At 46.0% G+C, this 15609-nt stretch carries 15 protein-coding genes; 11 read left to right on the top strand and 4 right to left on the bottom strand.

The genetic code is table 11. The annotated features are described in order from the left end of the window. Positions 1 to 7 precede the first annotated feature (7 nt). The 7 genes from GXP65_RS01760 (at position 8) to GXP65_RS01730 (ending at position 6262) form a co-directional block, all read left to right on the top strand. Complete coding sequence (locus tag GXP65_RS01760) at positions 8 to 1315, top strand: oligosaccharide flippase family protein (protein WP_162091839.1); 1308 nt, start codon at positions 8 to 10, stop codon at positions 1313 to 1315. A 2-nt stretch (positions 1316 to 1317) separates the two neighbouring features. Next, on the top strand, positions 1318 to 1707 hold the full coding sequence (locus tag GXP65_RS01755; RefSeq protein WP_005432044.1) for a VanZ family protein: 390 nt from the start codon (positions 1318 to 1320) through the stop codon (positions 1705 to 1707). 98 nt (positions 1708 to 1805) lie between these two features. Further along, positions 1806 to 2126 carry a N(4)-acetylcytidine aminohydrolase gene (yqfB, locus tag GXP65_RS01750; RefSeq protein WP_045457329.1) on the top strand — a complete coding sequence of 107 codons (321 nt, stop codon included), beginning with the start codon at positions 1806 to 1808 and terminating at the stop codon, positions 2124 to 2126. A gap of 50 nt (positions 2127 to 2176) precedes the next feature. Continuing rightward, on the top strand, positions 2177 to 2764 hold the full coding sequence (locus GXP65_RS01745; protein ID WP_079401860.1) for a TetR/AcrR family transcriptional regulator: 588 nt from the start codon (positions 2177 to 2179) through the stop codon (positions 2762 to 2764). Positions 2765 to 2866: 102 nt separating this feature from the next. Next, on the top strand, positions 2867 to 3898 hold the full coding sequence (locus GXP65_RS01740) for an NADP-dependent oxidoreductase (RefSeq protein WP_162091838.1): 1032 nt from the start codon (positions 2867 to 2869) through the stop codon (positions 3896 to 3898). A 14-nt stretch (positions 3899 to 3912) separates the two neighbouring features. Beyond that, a complete protein-coding gene (locus GXP65_RS01735) occupies positions 3913 to 4530 on the top strand; it encodes a glutathione S-transferase family protein (protein WP_162091837.1) in 618 nt (205 codons plus the stop codon). Positions 4531 to 4825: 295 nt separating this feature from the next. Then, complete coding sequence (locus GXP65_RS01730) at positions 4826 to 6262, top strand: catalase (RefSeq protein ID WP_009704876.1); 1437 nt, start codon at positions 4826 to 4828, stop codon at positions 6260 to 6262. A 182-nt stretch (positions 6263 to 6444) separates the two neighbouring features. On the opposite strand, the gene GXP65_RS01725 is transcribed toward GXP65_RS01730, so the two are convergent. From GXP65_RS01725 to GXP65_RS01715, 3 genes are all read right to left on the bottom strand, one after another. After that, positions 6445 to 7323, bottom strand: coding sequence for an NAD(P)-dependent oxidoreductase (locus GXP65_RS01725; RefSeq protein WP_162091836.1), 879 nt, complete (start codon positions 7321 to 7323; stop codon positions 6445 to 6447). Between the two features lie 116 nt (positions 7324 to 7439). Beyond that, positions 7440 to 7736, bottom strand: coding sequence for a DoxX family protein (locus tag GXP65_RS01720; RefSeq protein WP_162091935.1), 297 nt, complete (start codon positions 7734 to 7736; stop codon positions 7440 to 7442). Between the two features lie 25 nt (positions 7737 to 7761). After that, positions 7762 to 9633 (bottom strand): fructose-specific PTS transporter subunit EIIC, encoded by a 1872-nt coding sequence (locus GXP65_RS01715; RefSeq protein WP_162091835.1) that lies wholly within the window; start codon positions 9631 to 9633, stop codon positions 7762 to 7764. A 234-nt stretch (positions 9634 to 9867) separates the two neighbouring features. On the opposite strand from GXP65_RS01715, the gene GXP65_RS01710 reads away from it, so the two are divergent. After that, positions 9868 to 10167, top strand: coding sequence for a PTS fructose transporter subunit IIB (locus GXP65_RS01710; protein WP_005432059.1), 300 nt, complete (start codon positions 9868 to 9870; stop codon positions 10165 to 10167). Positions 10168 to 10179: 12 nt separating this feature from the next. Beyond that, positions 10180 to 10956, top strand: a complete 777-nt coding sequence (locus tag GXP65_RS01705; RefSeq protein ID WP_038885481.1) for a PTS sugar transporter subunit IIA — start codon at positions 10180 to 10182, stop codon at positions 10954 to 10956. Between the two features lie 12 nt (positions 10957 to 10968). Here GXP65_RS01705 and GXP65_RS01700 read toward each other — a convergent pair whose 3' ends face one another. Beyond that, positions 10969 to 11811, bottom strand: a complete 843-nt coding sequence (locus GXP65_RS01700; protein ID WP_085319247.1) for an AraC family transcriptional regulator — start codon at positions 11809 to 11811, stop codon at positions 10969 to 10971. Between the two features lie 382 nt (positions 11812 to 12193). Between GXP65_RS01700 and GXP65_RS01695 the strand changes: the two genes are divergently transcribed. Beyond that, the gene (locus tag GXP65_RS01695) at positions 12194 to 14101 is read left to right on the top strand and encodes a fructose-specific PTS transporter subunit EIIC (protein ID WP_162091834.1); all 1908 of its coding nucleotides are present in this window, start codon (positions 12194 to 12196) and stop codon (positions 14099 to 14101) included. A 77-nt stretch (positions 14102 to 14178) separates the two neighbouring features. After that, positions 14179 to 15411 (top strand): mannose-6-phosphate isomerase, class I, encoded by a 1233-nt coding sequence (manA, locus tag GXP65_RS01690; RefSeq protein WP_162091833.1) that lies wholly within the window; start codon positions 14179 to 14181, stop codon positions 15409 to 15411. Positions 15412 to 15609 lie beyond the last annotated feature (198 nt).

Below are 15609 nucleotides of genomic sequence, written 5' to 3'. Positions count from 1 at the left end.
GGGTTCCATGCTTCAATCCATCAACCAAAAAATCCAAAACCTACCAAGTGAAAAGAAGCAATTCTTCTCACTTGGCGCTGCTACAGGGATCGTTAAAGCACTTGCAGCCTTCTTCGCTTTTTTGTTGACGCTTGTAGTCTCAAGGTATTCTGATGCAGCGACAGCTGGACAATTCTTTTATCTGTTCAACCTTGTCTCCCTTATCGCCGTTATTGCACAGCTTGGTTTCAATATCTCACTGGTGAAGTTCAATGCCATTGCATTTAAAAACCAAGACAGAACGGAGCAAAGTAACAACTATCGCATCGCCTTAGTTCGTAGCCTCTTATTTAGCATTGCAGCCTGTGCTTTAATTTACCTCGCATTTATCTCTTTTCCACAACAACTCAATACCGCTCAAGTGACCTCCTTCTCGCTTGTCGTGGCTCTTGCGGCTATTCCTCTCCTTGTTATCGGTCAAACCAACAGTCGCGTGTTACAAGCCAGCAGGAAAGTCATTGCTTCTCTTGTCGCTCTGCAATTCGGTGTTAGCTTTCTGATGGTGGTCTTGATTGTTGCAGCCAAGCAAACATTGCCGATAACGACCGATACTTTGATGGCACTTCTATTAATCGCAGCAGCGCTTATTGCGTTATTGTCGACGCTTCAGTGGGTTCGTTCAGGTCAATATCAGCATGGGAAAACCGCGGTAAACCGTGAACTTAGCTATTCAGCTAAACAAGTCTGGATTGGAAGTATCTTCACCAATTTAGTCCAATGGGGAAGCTTAGTGATCGCAGGCTTTTTTATTTCTACCTCTGAGCTTGGGCTTCTTGCTGCTGCACAGCGTACCTCTTTGCTGATCGGTTTTGTCCTCATCACAATTAACTTTGTCGTTGCTCCAATGTTTGCTTCTCTCTATAAAGAAGGAAAAATGGATCGCCTGCGAAACCTCAGCCGCCTCGCCTGCAGAGCCAACATCGCTGCTGCAACTATCCCCGTGATTATTTGCGTACTGTTCCCAGAGTTTGTTATGCAGTTATTTGGCAAAGAGTTTATTGCTGCCGCACCACTGCTTATTGCTTTGTCATTAGGGCAACTGATTAATGTTGCCACTGGTTCGGTTGGCTTTCTATTGCTGATGAGTGGTCATGAGAAAACAATGAAATACATCACTATTGTCTCCGGTGTCATTTCTATTGCGCTGCTGATAGTGCTCTCTCAGTCACACGGTGTGCTTGGTGCGGCTTGGGCGATCGCCATTGGCTTAGCTATTCAAAACCTTGCAGCATTGTATTTTGTGAAACGTTACTTAGGCTTCTTTCCCGTGGGGTGAATATGACCAATACCATTGCTCGATACAGCTTTATCTTAGTACTTCTGCTTACTGTCTCTTTATCACTTTGGAAGAGTTCCGATATCGACCATAGTGTGTATCAAAGCATGGAGAACTATGTTGGCGGTTCGAGTACGTTACATTTCACCTTTAGTCTTTTAATCGGCTTTCTTGCTGTATTTAATTTTCCTAAATGGGTGAAAGCAACGAAAGCAGACATGTTTGGTATCCGCCTGTTGATTGTTTTGTTGTGTATCGTTTCTCTTGAGGAGTTTAGCCAACTGTTTATCCCCTCTCGCTCTTTTAGCTTTGAAGATTTAAGTACAAATTGGATTGGTATTATCTCAGGCTATTTTTTTGCCAAGTTTATAAAAATCTTTTCTAATCAATAAGTTTATCGACAAACTCTGCACTCTAAATGACGTAAACGCGCCTGTTTCACACGGGCGTGATATACTCTTGCCCTATTCGATTAATATGAGCATCGGTTATGTCTTCACATCCAACTAAAATCACCTTCTTTGAATTCCTAACACCACTTATCACTGCGGGTAAAAAGACGATCACGATTCGTGATGAATCAGAAAGCCACTACGTGCCAAACACCGAAGTGGAAGTGTTCACCCTAGAAACTGACCGTAAGGTGTGTAACATCAAAATCCTATCAGTGGCACCACTGAAGTTTGATGACATCAACGAGTTCCACGCAGAACAAGAAGCGATTGAACTGCCAAAACTGAAAGAGCTTATCCGTGAGATCTACCCGAACATCGATGAGCTGTATGTGATTGAATACGAACTGATCAAGTAAGAACCACAATTTACTAGACGACTGGTCTAATCGCTTTTATAGTATTGCTCATGAACGCAAAAACGAACGATACACGCCAACACATACTCGATGTCGGCTACCAATTGGTAGTGACCAAGGGTTTTACCAGTGTTGGACTCTCTGAACTGTTGAAGGCAGCGGATGTGCCGAAAGGCTCTTTCTACCATTACTTTAAGTCGAAAGAGCAATTTGGTGAGGCATTGATTGAAGATTACTTCTCTCGCTACCTTAAGATGATCACAGCCCACTTTACCGAAAGTGAAGGTTCTGGTTGCGACCGCCTTTTGAGCTATTTCGAACGCTGGATGGCGATTGAAAATGGCCAATGTAACGCCAACAAATGCTTAGTGGTGAAGTTGAGCGCTGAAGTCTCTGATCTTTCAGAAGCGATGCGCGCAAAACTGGCTTCGGGTGCCACTCAAGTGGTGAAAGCCATCGAAGATTGTGTCCAAGCCGGCATTGAAGACGGCTCTATACAAGTGGAGTCAGCAGAGCAGACGGCCCACTTGATTTACCATCAATGGATTGGCGCAAGCTTACTCAACAAACTGTATCAGGATCGTTCCGGTTTAATGCGTAGCTTTGAGAGCACTCAAAGTATGCTAAAAGGCAAATAACGAACCACACTTAATCCGCCTTATCTTTACCCAAAAAGTACGGCGGATTTTTTAGGAACCAAAACTAGACGACTGGTCTAATAATTAATATAGGAACTTACCATGACCCAAACGCTCAACCGTCAAATCGTATTGGCTAACCGTCCAAAAGGTTCGCCTGTCCTAGAGAACTTCCGTTTAGAACAAACTGCCATCCCTACTCCGAACGAAGGTGAAGTGCTTTTGCGCAGCGTGTATCTCTCTCTTGACCCATATATGCGCGGCCGTATGAATGAAGGCAAATCCTACGCTGATCCGGTAGAGCTAAACGAGGTGATGGTTGGCGGAACCGTTTGTCAGGTGGTGGAATCAAAGAACTCTGACTTCCAAACTGGCGAATGGGTGGTAGCTTACACAGGCTGGCAAGATTACGCGCTATCAGACGGCGAAGGTCTGTTTAAATTAGGCAGTGAACCGACGCATCCGTCTTATGCCCTTGGTGTGCTTGGTATGCCTGGCTTTACCGCTTATGTGGGTTTATTGGAAATTGGTCAGCCTAAAGCTGGCGATACCCTAGTTGTCGCAGCTGCAACTGGTGCGGTTGGTTCTATGGTTGGTCAAATCGGTAAGCTAAAAGGTTGCCGTGTAATCGGTGTCGCAGGCGGCGCAGAGAAGTGTCAGTACGCAGAAGAGACCCTAGGCTTTGATGAATGTCTTGATCACACCGCAGATGACTTTGCAGAGCAGCTAGCAGCAACATGCGACAAAGGTATCGATGTCTACTTTGAAAACGTAGGCGGTAAAGTCTTTGACGCGGTATTACCTCTGCTAAATGTCGGCGCTCGCGTGCCACTTTGTGGTTTGATTTCTCAATACAACGCGACAGCGTTACCAGAAGGTCCAGATCGTATGTCGATGATGATGGGTAACATTCTGGTTAAACGCATCAAGATGCAAGGCTTCATCATTTTTGACCACTACGAGCAAAGCTACACAAGCTTCGTCAAAGATGTAAGCCAATGGCTAGCAGAAGGAAAAATCCACTATCGCGAACATCTAGTAGAAGGTTTAGAAAACGCGCCAGAGGCATTCATCGGTCTACTGGAAGGTAAAAACTTCGGCAAGCTTGTTATTCAAACTAATCAACCTGTATAAGAAAGGATTCTTCCATGATTAAACTGCATCATTTAAACCAGTCTCGCTCAAAACGCATTATTTGGTTGTTAGAAGAATTGGGAGTGGGCTACGAGATCGTGCCTTACCTTCGTGACAGCGTCACCTTCCTTGCACCACCTGAGCTCAAGAGCATTCATCCACTCGGCAAGTCACCTGTATTGGAAGATGGCGACGAGATCGTTACAGAGTCTGGTGCTATCACTGAATACTTAATTGAAAAGTATGCAGATGGGCGTTTTGCACCAGAGCGTGGCAGCAAAGCTTACACGCAGTACATTCAATGGCTGCATTTTGCAGAGAGCTCAGCCATGGTTCCATTGCTTCTCAAAATGTTTGTCGCTAAAGATGGCGCGCAAACGAATTTCCTAGCGGACTACGCCGATGCGGAAACCATGAAAGTCATGGGTTACGTTGATCAAAGCTTAGAGGGGAAAAGCTACTTTGTTGAAGAACGCCTAACCGGTGCTGATTTCATGATGTCGTTTGTCGTCGATGTCCTGAACAAGTTTGGGGTTATTGAGCGTTTCCCTAACATCCAACGTTATGGCGCACAGCTCGCTACGCATCCCGCGTTTACTAAAGCAGAAGAACTTGAGGTGAAATTCGGTTAATCGAGTTGAGGCCTTCTCAAACCATTGAGAATTTCTGCCTATTTTGAACAATTTAAAATAGGCAGAAATTATTCACACAGACCACAGTTAGAAGTAATATTTAATCCATACGACAAATAATGTTAATTGACACAAAGCCATTAATTAACAACCACTTAAAGCATAGGTGACACCTATCACACTGATTGCTAATAACAGTTTTTTTATTCTCAGTTGCAGCGCTATTCTCCTCGCATAACTTTCGAGCAGTTGCCGAAAAGTCGCTAAATAATCACTATATTGCAAGGAAACTCAAATGAGCAAAAAACTGACTACAGCAGCAGGTTGCCCTGTCGCCCATAACCAAAACGTTATGACTGCTGGTCCTCGTGGCCCTCAACTACTACAAGACGTTTGGTTCCTTGAAAAACTAGCACACTTTGATCGTGAAGTGATCCCAGAGCGTCGTATGCACGCAAAAGGTTCTGGCGCTTACGGTACGTTCACAGTAACGCACGACATCACAAAATACACTCGCGCTAAGATCTTCTCTGATATCGGTAAAAAAACCGAACTATTCGCTCGCTTCACTACCGTAGCTGGTGAGCGCGGTGCAGCAGACGCAGAACGCGACATCCGTGGTTTCGCACTAAAATTCTACACCGAAGAAGGTAACTGGGACTTGGTTGGTAACAACACACCAGTATTCTTCCTACGTGACCCATTAAAATTCCCAGACCTAAACCACGCAGTAAAACGCGACCCTCGCACTAACATGCGTAGCTCTACCAACAACTGGGATTTCTGGACATCACTACCAGAAGCATTCCACCAAGTGACTATCGTAATGAGTGACCGTGGTATCCCAGCTTCTTACCGTCATATGCATGGTTTTGGTAGCCACACATTCAGCTTCATCAACGCAGAAAACGAGCGTTACTGGGTGAAATTCCACTTCAAAACTCAACAAGGCATCAAGAACCTGACTGACCAAGAAGCAGAAGCGATCGTAGGTAAAGACCGCGAAAGCCATCACCGTGACCTTTACGAAGCGATTGAGCGTCAAGACTTCCCTAAATGGAAGATGTACGTACAGATCATGCCTGAGCTAGAAGCGGATGAAGTCAACTTCAACCCATTCGACCTAACACGTGTATGGTCTCAAAAAGACTACCCACTGATCCCAGTTGGTGAGTTTGAACTGAACCGTAACCCAGAAAACTTCTACGCAGAAGTTGAGCAATCAGCGTTCAACCCAGCTGCAGTAGTACCTGGTATCGGCTTCTCTCCAGATAAGATGCTACAAGGTCGTTTGTTCGCTTACGGCGATGCTCAGCGTTACCGTCTAGGTGTGAACCATCATCAAATCCCAGTGAACGCACCTCGTTGCCCTGTTCACAGCTACCACCGCGATGGCGCAATGCGCGTTGATGGCAACTTTGGTTCAACACTAGGTTACGAGCCAAACTACAAACAAGAATGGGCGGAGCAACCAGATTACTCTGAGCCACCTCTACGCATCAACGGCAACGCTGATCACTACGATCACCGTGTAGACGAAGACTACTTCAGCCAAGCGGGTGACCTATTCCGTCTGATGAGCGAAGAGCAACGTCAAACTCTGTTCGACAACACAGCTCGCGCAATGGACGGTGTGCCAGAGTTCATCCAACAACGCCACGTTCAACACGCATACCAAGCAGACGAAGCGTACGGCAAAGGTCTTGAGATTGCACTAGGCTTAAACAAGTAAGCGAACGCTGTAATCGCCTCACTGTGTGATTAAAAGACATAAAAAAAGGAGGTGCTCTAAAGCACCTCCTGATTTCAAATCACTATTCACAATTAATACTCAAGGAGATTCATTATGATCAACTTAGATTTCTTTAAGCTCTTTGATACCAAAGAACTGTTTATCTATTACTGATTCATCAACTACTGATTTTTAGCTACCGCTTTGATCAGTACTGATGTATCCATGCGACCTAAACCATCACGTTGAAGGTCTGCGTATTGCTCATCCACTTTCTTAGTCAGTGGAAGCTCTAGACCCACTCGCTCTGCTTCTTGCAGACAGAAGCCCAAGTCTTTGCGCATCCAATCAATAGCGAAGCCAAAATCGAACTTATCTTCCGCCATCGTATTTGCGCGGTTTTCCATCTGCCACGAACCTGCAGCGCCATGCTTCAACGTTTCTACAACTTGAGCGATGTCCAAGCCTGATTTTTGTGCCAGCAGCAAAGCTTCACTCAAACCTTGTAAAACGCCACCAATACAGATTTGGTTTACCATCTTACAGCGTTGACCCTGACCGTTTTCACCCAGTAGCGTTATCTGCTTCGCGTACACATCCATCGCTGGAGAGACACGATCAAAAATGCTTTGTTCACCACCACACATGATGGTTAGAACACCATTTTCTGCGCCCGCTTGACCACCAGAAACTGGCGCATCAATGAAGTGATTGCCGTACTTAACACACGCTTCAGCCAACTCAACCGCTAGGTCTGCAGAAGTCGTCGTGTGGTCCACTAACACTGCATCCGCTTTCAAGCCAACCAGAATGCCTTCTTCACCGTAAACAACGCTACGAACGTCATCATCATTACCCACACAGGTAAAAACGATATCACAGCCTTCTGCGGCTTCACGTGGTGTTTCACAAGCCACACCTTGGTATTCTTCAGCCCATTTGTCGGCTTTCGCTTTTGTGCGGTTGTATACTTTGGTTTCAAAGCCCGCTTTACTTAGGTAACCAGCCATTGGGTATCCCATCACACCCAGACCAATAAATGCTACTCTTAGTTTTTCCATTGCAAGCCTCCTTGAATTCGAAATACGTGACGTTTTGAAACTATTACTATTTGAAACAGTTACTATTTGAAACATGTTACTAAAGATTTCAGAACATTACTTGCAATAATTTCATCTTAAATAAGCGCAACAAACTCAATCAAAGGCGAAGTCACCAAAAGTGATAATAAAAGCGTCACAATAGACGGAATCGCATCTTTCCAAGTATCAAAACGAAAATGGAAAAACATCGCACCAACGGAGGTGAAAACAATAAAACTTGCACCTATCGCACTTAACAAGTTGTTCGTCGATAACAAGCCAATTAACATCAAAATTGCACCCGTCACCTCAACCAGTCCAACCAAAAACATAGCGGCACTTTTCGCAGGGATAAAAAAAGCTCCATCAAAAATGATGGAGCTAACTAGCAGATAGCCTTAATTGGGGGCTATGTACTTAAGGGATTCTTTTCGCTTGCAACAGTGCTGCGGCATTGAGCATCGCGTCTTTAGTGCTGACATCCAGCACCTTCATTTTTCTAAATCGCTCCGGCTCTTTAATGGCGACATCGTGAGCGAAGATAACAAACCTCGCCTTGGCGATATCTTTGTCAGTGATTCGGTTAATGATGCCGTTCGCCCCTTGTGTTTCGACCTTGATCTTAATGCCTAACGCACAGGCTGCTTTTTCTAATGACTTCGCGGCCAAGAAGGTATGCGCCACACCTGATGGACAAGACGTCACAGCAAGAATGTCTGCTTCGCCCTCGCCTTGCACAGACGTGTAAGCTTGAGATTGACCAACCGGACTGTCGTCTTCTGTGACCGTCTTCTTAAGCGCAATAACAATCAATGCTGTGGTAAACGAGCCTGCGATTGTGCCGACAATGTAGCCAACCTTGCCATCTACAACAGGCAGTACGATCCAGCCGCCCCACGGAGCATGGTTAATGACATGGAACATAAAACCAATCACGTTACCGACAATGCCACCAGCAACTATCGCAGGTAGGACGCGAGCTGGGTCACCAGCAGCAAACGGAATCGCCCCTTCGCTGATGCCAATCATACCCATGATGCCCGCCGCTTTACCCGCCTCACGCTCATCACGTTTAAACTTACTTGGCGATAGGAAAGTCGCTAACGCCATACCCAGTGGCGGAGTACAGATCGCAATACCGACACCACCCATCAACCACGGCTGAGTATTCACCTGTGTCTGAGCAAACAAGGTCGCCACTTTGTTGATAGGACCGCCCATATCAAACGCGGTCATTGCGCCCAGTACGGTGCCCAACATCACTTTACCTGAGCCCGCCATACCTGTAAGTACATCGTTCATTGTCGTCATTGCGCTGGCGATCGGTGAGCCAATCACCCACATCACTGCACCACAGGTGACAAACGTTCCAACCAGTGGGTAGATAAAGATCGAGCCGAGCGAACTCATGCTGTCCGGCAATTGAATCTTCTTCAGCAACCAAACCACAAAGCCGGCGAAAAATCCGACCACAATTGCTCCCAAGAAGCCGGTGTTGTAGTGACTAACCGCAATCCATGAGCCAATCATGCCCGGAGCAAGCCCTGGCTTATCCGCAATCGAATAGGCAATGTAACCGCCTAACACCGCGGTAAACAGCGTCAAACCTGCGATACCCATCTCAGCAATATCTGCCAAAATACCTTCTTTTGGAACGCCGCCATGGCCTGAAATCATCACAGAAAGAGACAGCAACACGCCGCCCGCGACAATAAACGGGATCATGTGAGAAGTACCGAACAGCAAGTGCTCTTTCATTCTACTCAGCTTTTGCGCCCAAGGACTAAGAGGCTCAGGCGCAAACTCCAAAGGGTCTAACCCTGAGTCATTCGCATTCGATTGAATATCAGTGAGTAGCTCGCGAGCTTCATCCACTGACTCCGCTGCTTTTAACTTATTAACGAAACCATCTTCAATGATTTTTGTGGAGATTTGTGCCAAGACTTCAATGTGGTGGTGATCATCCCCATCCGGAGAAGCCAGCATGAAAAATACGTCAGACAGTTCGCCATCATCAGCGCCGTAATCAATACCTTTTCGGCTGATGCCCACTGCCACTGCGGGTTTAGCGACCGCATTACTTTTGGCGTGAGGAATGGCAATACCCTCGTCAAAGCCGGTATTGCCAATCTCTTCTCGTTTCCAAATGTCCGCCAAGAACTGACTTTTGCTAGTGAGCTTGCCCGCCGCGTCCAACAATTCGACGAGCTCTTTGAGCGCTTCATCTTTGGTTTGAGCCTGCAAATCCAAGCAAATGGTTTCCGGCTCAATAAGGTTTAATATGTCCATTGTTTGTACCTTGCAATGTTCACGCTCGTGAGTCATGAGTTAAATTTGTCCATCTATGACTGCGTACAGAGTAACCAACACTCGTCCTTTTCAATACAGGACAAAAAGTGCATTAACTGGATTAATGTAACATGAGATTTAAACTGTGATAGAGCTCTTGTGATTATCTGCTTTAAATCCATCTTTTCGACGACCACTATGCTAATATCCACAAAAATATAAAGTGGATAGAACATGAAAATCGTAGCGGTGACAGCGTGCCCTACAGGCATCGCTCATACCTATATGGCAGCAGATGCTCTTATGAAAGCTGCGCCTAAGCATAACGTACAAATTAAGGTCGAGACGCAAGGTGCGATGGGTATTGAGAATCAGCTCACTCCCCATGACATTGCACAAGCAGATCGAGTCTTAATTGTGTCCGATATCGAGATTGAACAGCCAGCTCGCTTTGAAGGCACTAACAAAATCCAAATCCCAATTGAAGACGTGCTACTTAATGTTGATAAGGTGTTCCTTGTACACTGTCGATGATACTCTTTGCAGATGAACGAATACCAGATTACCTTTTTTGTCGATGATATTAATGCTAGTGCTCATATCGCACAGCCCCTCAATCGCGTCGCCAAAAAGTTCAAAAGCACCTTACACATCATCAACATAACCCAAAACCGCATCGCTGAACTTACCAAGTCAGTCGCGGTTTTACAGGTCGGCTTACAACAAGGCGACCTGTGCCAAATCACTGCCATCGGTATTGACGCCGAGCTTGCCTGTTTCGTTATCAAAGACATCATCGCCGAAAACTTCACTGTTGTGGGTTCCCACATCAATTACGAGTTCTCAAGCCAACTTGCCGGGCGACTTCCGCAAATTTGTCCGCCGTGTGAGATCCAATGGCATTACGCCAAAGCACACACTGAGCTCACCAAGTTCGAATGCTTGAAAGGCTTGGCTCAGCTTATTCATCCAATTCACCCAGACGAACTGATTCTCGCCTTTATCAAACGCGAAGAACGCTCTTCAACTGCCGTAACTCCGGGTATTGCCCTGCCCCATGTGATGTTCGAAGGTGTAGAACACATTTCCATCGCGGTTATCGCCAACGAAATCCCAATGGATTGGGCGTCCAAAATGGGTGAAGTTCATCTCGCCATAGCACTGGTGATGCCAGCTAAGCCCACTCGAGAACAAATCATCGCCGCCACCAACCTAACCCGCAACCTGCTCACTGACCAAATGGCGGAGCGTTTACTGCTAACAAAAAGCAGCGTCGACTTGCAGGCGCTTCTGATGTACGCCATGTCGAGGCTGCTCGCTTAATCTTTACTTGCTTTAGATTGAACCGCGATATTCCGTCGGCGTTCTGCCCGTGCGGTTCTTAAAGACTCGGCAGAAGTAGTTCACATCTTTGAATCCACAGCGCACCGATACCTCATTCAACTTAAAGTTGTATTTCTTGAGCATAAACTTCGCGCGGTCTACCCGTACCCACGTAATGTAATCGGCTAACGTCATGTGACCTTGCTGACGGAACAAACGCGACAAATGGTTAGAAGAGATGCTGAACCTCGACGCAATACTGTCACGTGTGATTGGGCGGTGGAAGTTCTCTTGGATATAGATACAAATACCCTGATACAGATCTTGCACTCGGCTGTGCGCCTGCGTCTCAACAGGCGCATCTAACATCGATTTAGCGTATTGCAACAAGGCTTGTAGCAACAGCTCATCCATTGGCTTCTTATTGCACTCACGTGCCAATGAGCTCAGAGCCTCCAAGATATTATCAATGGCAAATCCAGAGCGCGTCTGAATACTGTGTTTTTGAATATCGTAGAAGCTCGCCTCCCCTTTTCGCTTGGAAACCAAACTCAAACCCAATTGGCGACGACCAAACAGAATACTTAATACCGAGCAATCTGTATCCCAGTCAGGTTTATTCCAACAGTTAGGCGGAATAAATATCGCATCACCGGTTTTCGCGACAATATGTGTCACTTTACGGTCATGACTTTCCATTTCATTAATATATTCACCAGACAAGACTAATTCTAACCGAGGAAAATTAACCTGATAGCTAAATTCAGGTGGTGTATGAAAATCACCAGCAAACCATATATTGTGGAATGGTTCTCGCTCGTTTAATACTGATGAAATCAAATCATGAAAAATCATTTTACGTACTCTTAAACACGCATCCATGATGCTATACCTATAGATATACACCCTACTGGATTTTTGTGCTATTGAGCAAAATCACACTTCCATTTTAAGGTTACAAAAATCCAGTTAACGCATCAATTATCCAGTCTAGCAAATCATCAAAAAAGTCTTCAATCCCTTATATATGGGAGCAACAACACATTTCACCTATGATTCATCGACTTCCACATGATGTCACAGATATGCAGTAAGTTTATCCAGTAGACGATCTACATCACACTCTAGTCGGGCAGTTACAATCGTCCAGTAAATGCATTTTTTCTTCACTACTGTCTCCGCTTGGTTAATTTCAAAATACCCCTGAAATAAAAATTATATTTATAGGGGTTCGACAATGATCACCAAACTAATAAATGAAGACTTAATTAAGCTTGATCTTCAAGCGACTTCAAAAGAAGACGTATTTAAAGAACTGGTTGCAGTTCTACACGCCCAAGGTCGTATTTCAGACCAAGAGCAATTTCTTGCAGATATAAAAGCACGTGAAGAATTAGGTAATACCGGATTTGAAGATGGCGTTGCGATCCCACACGCGAAAAGTGCAGCAGTCATTGAACCAGCGGTTGTGATTGGCGTGAGCAAATCTGGTATCGAATACGGTACGGAAGACGGTTTGCCTTCAAAATTGTTCTTCATGATAGCCTCTCCAGACGGTGGCGATAACCACCACATCGAAGTACTTGCAGAGCTATCTTCAAAACTGATTGAAGATGGTTTCATTGATGCGTTCTTAGGTGCAGCAAACAGCCAAGACGCACTAGCACTCCTGCTTGCTAAAGAAGAGCCGCAACCAGTGGCGGACGCTCCAGCAAACCAAGGTTTCATCATTGGTGTTACTGGTTGTCCTGCGGGCGTTGCACACACTTACCTTGCAGCAGAAGCGCTAGAGAAAGGTGCAGCGGCGATGGGTTACGAAATCAAGGTTGAAACGAACGGTTCAATCGGTGTGAAAAATAGCCCAACCGCAGAAGAAATCGAGCGTGCAGACGCAATCATCGTGGCATGTGACAAACAAGTCGACATGAACCGCTTCGCGGGTAAGCGCGTGGTTCAAACTAACGTAAAAGCTCCTATTCGCGATGCTCAAGGTCTGATTAGCGAGGCGTTAAGTGCACCACAACTCCAAGCAGAAGCAAGCAGCAATGCACAAACCTCTGTTGCGAACAAAGCCTCTCAGGCTCGCTCTGACCTATACCGCTACTTGATGAACGGCGTATCACACATGATCCCATTCGTTGTAACGGGTGGTCTGTTGATTGCACTTGCTCTTGCCGTCGGTGGACAGCCAAGTGAAGCGGGCATGGCTATTCCTGAAGGCAGCATGTGGAACCAAATCCTCAACGTCGGTGTGGTTGCCTTTACGCTGATGATCCCAATCTTAGCGGGTTACATTGCTTACGCGATTGCTGACCGTCCTGCTCTGGCTCCTGGCTTGATCGGTGGTTGGATTGCAAACAACGGTTCTTTCTACGGCGCAGAAGCAGGTACAGGCTTTATCGGTGCCATCATCGCGGGTCTACTTGTGGGTTACTTCGTGAAGTGGATTACATCGATTAACTACCACAAGTTCATTCAACCTTTGGTGCCAATCATGATTGCGCCAATCACAGGTTCGCTATTCATCGCTGGTCTTTTCATCTTCGTTATCGGCGCGCCAATCGCAAGCCTAATGGACGGTCTGACTGCGCTACTAACGAGCATGAGCACAGGTAACGTCATGCTACTGGGTATCGTACTTGGTGGTATGGCTGGCTTCGATATGGGTGGTCCATTCAACAAGGTCGCGTTCCTATTCTCTGTTGGCATGATTGCGAGCGGTCAAACTCAATTTATGGGTGCGATGGCGTGTGCAATCCCTGTTGCACCTCTAGGCATGGCACTGGCAACTGCACTGGGTCGTAAATTTGACCTGTTCGAAGAATCAGAAACAGAAGCGGGCAAAGCAGCTGGTGCAATGGGTCTGGTTGGTATCTCTGAAGGTGCGATTCCGTTCGCAGCGCAAGATCCAATGTCAGTGATTCCTGCAAACGTACTTGGCTCAATGGTAGCGGCAGTAATGGCGTTCTCATTCGGCATTACCAACAGTGTTGCTCACGGCGGTCCAGTTGTGGCTCTACTTGGCGCGATGAACCACCCAGTACTTGCTCTGATTTGTATGGCAGCTGGCGCAGTAGTTACCGCAGTAACGTGTGTAACTCTGAAGAAAGTTCGCAAAGCAAAAATGATGCAAGCAGCCGCTTAATCACCCCTACCCCCAAATGGCTCCTATGGCTTGGGCAATGTCGCCCAAGCCATGATTTTCTCTCATGGTGACACTCTATGTCTGATTTAACGATGTCCGATACACAAACGATTCAAACTCAAGCTAAGCATCCGATGTTTTTCCTGATGAACAACGTGATTCAAAACTACGCTTGGGGCAGTACTACTTCTGTTAACCAACTGTTTGGCATTGAAAACCCAACGGGCGAACCACAAGCAGAAGTATGGATGGGCGCGCATCCCAACGGTTGCTCATTGGTGATGGTAAACGGTGAGGAGACCAAACTGTCTTCACTGATTACTCAAGACATGAATGCCTTTCTGAGTGAAGAAGTCGCAAACCGTTTTGGTGAACTTCCATACCTGTTTAAAGTGCTTGCTGCTGAGAAAGCGCTGTCGATTCAGGTTCACCCAAACAAACAACAAGCAGAATTAGGCTTTGCACTGGAAGAAAAACAAGGCATCCCCCTAACCGCTGCAAACCGTAACTACAAAGATCCAAACCACAAACCTGAGTTGGTTTACGCGCTAACCGAATACCAAGCGATGAATGGCTTCCGCCCAACAAGTGAAATCATCAGCTTCTTCTCTGAGCTGGCAATTCCTGAGCTACAAGGCCTGGTGGATGACCTTATCGCAAACCAAACGCCAACGGGCTTGGCAACCTTCTTCTCGGGTCTACTGTCACTTGAAGGCGAACAGAAAGAGATGGCGTTGACGGTGCTATTGGCTCAAGCTCGCATCACCGACTTACCTCTGTTCAACCTCATTCTTGAACTAGAGAAGCAATACCCTGGCGATATTGGTTTGTTTGCGCCACTGATGCTTAATGTGATTACCCTACAACCAGGTGATGCTATGTTCTTGGATGCAGAAACGCCACACGCTTACTTAAAAGGTACAGGTCTAGAGATCATGGCGAACTCAGACAACGTACTACGCGCAGGTCTAACACCAAAATACATGGACGTGAAAGAGCTCGTTGCGTGCACACGCTTCAACGAGAAGCCATTCGACAGCCTATTGCTTGCACCAAACGAAATCGAAGACATGTTGGAATACCCAATTCCTGTGGACGATTTCAAATTCGCTATCGTTAAGCAAGCTCACCAGCGCACTCTAGAAGTTCAAACCGCTGAGATCCTTATGCCTCTGGATACCAAACTTGTGATAACTCACGCTAACGGCGAAACATGCGTAGTTGAAAAAGGACAATCAGTTTTCATTCCAGCTTACGCAAAACAGGTTACTTTGGATTGTGAAGGTCGCGTCGCACGCGCTTACAGTTAATCGTTATTATTAATAGTACGCCACTAAAACCAACGCCTCGCCACTCGCGGGGCGTTTTGCTTTTAACCTTAGTCTTTTTAACCCTAGTAAAGCAATGGTTAATTGAGCACTATAGTCTTGATCCAAAACAGAAAAATTTCCCTACAAAACCAAGAAACTGTGTAAGACTTATTGAGTAGTCCTGTTGATAAAGGTGGC

The organism is Vibrio sp. LB10LO1 (assembly GCF_010092875.1).
Taxonomy (GTDB): domain Bacteria; phylum Pseudomonadota; class Gammaproteobacteria; order Enterobacterales; family Vibrionaceae; genus Vibrio; species Vibrio campbellii.
This window is presented reverse-complemented; position numbering and strand designations above follow the sequence as displayed.

What these genes read in the sequence shown, in the direction of transcription:
- GXP65_RS01760 (WP_162091839.1), top strand. Translation starts at nt 8, where the DNA reads ATGCTTCAATCCATCAACCAAAAAATCCAAAACCTACCAAGTGAAAAG.
- GXP65_RS01755 (WP_005432044.1), top strand. Translation starts at nt 1,318, where the DNA reads ATGACCAATACCATTGCTCGATACAGCTTTATCTTAGTACTTCTGCTT.
- yqfB (WP_045457329.1), top strand. Translation starts at nt 1,806, where the DNA reads ATGTCTTCACATCCAACTAAAATCACCTTCTTTGAATTCCTAACACCA.
- GXP65_RS01745 (WP_079401860.1), top strand. Translation starts at nt 2,177, where the DNA reads ATGAACGCAAAAACGAACGATACACGCCAACACATACTCGATGTCGGC.
- GXP65_RS01740 (WP_162091838.1), top strand. Translation starts at nt 2,867, where the DNA reads ATGACCCAAACGCTCAACCGTCAAATCGTATTGGCTAACCGTCCAAAA.
- GXP65_RS01735 (WP_162091837.1), top strand. Translation starts at nt 3,913, where the DNA reads ATGATTAAACTGCATCATTTAAACCAGTCTCGCTCAAAACGCATTATT.
- GXP65_RS01730 (WP_009704876.1), top strand. Translation starts at nt 4,826, where the DNA reads ATGAGCAAAAAACTGACTACAGCAGCAGGTTGCCCTGTCGCCCATAAC.
- GXP65_RS01725 (WP_162091836.1), bottom strand. Translation starts at nt 7,323, where the DNA reads ATGGAAAAACTAAGAGTAGCATTTATTGGTCTGGGTGTGATGGGATAC.
- GXP65_RS01715 (WP_162091835.1), bottom strand. Translation starts at nt 9,633, where the DNA reads ATGGACATATTAAACCTTATTGAGCCGGAAACCATTTGCTTGGATTTG.
- GXP65_RS01710 (WP_005432059.1), top strand. Translation starts at nt 9,868, where the DNA reads ATGAAAATCGTAGCGGTGACAGCGTGCCCTACAGGCATCGCTCATACC.
- GXP65_RS01705 (WP_038885481.1), top strand. Translation starts at nt 10,180, where the DNA reads ATGAACGAATACCAGATTACCTTTTTTGTCGATGATATTAATGCTAGT.
- GXP65_RS01700 (WP_085319247.1), bottom strand. Translation starts at nt 11,811, where the DNA reads ATGATTTTTCATGATTTGATTTCATCAGTATTAAACGAGCGAGAACCA.
- GXP65_RS01695 (WP_162091834.1), top strand. Translation starts at nt 12,194, where the DNA reads ATGATCACCAAACTAATAAATGAAGACTTAATTAAGCTTGATCTTCAA.
- manA (WP_162091833.1), top strand. Translation starts at nt 14,179, where the DNA reads ATGTCTGATTTAACGATGTCCGATACACAAACGATTCAAACTCAAGCT.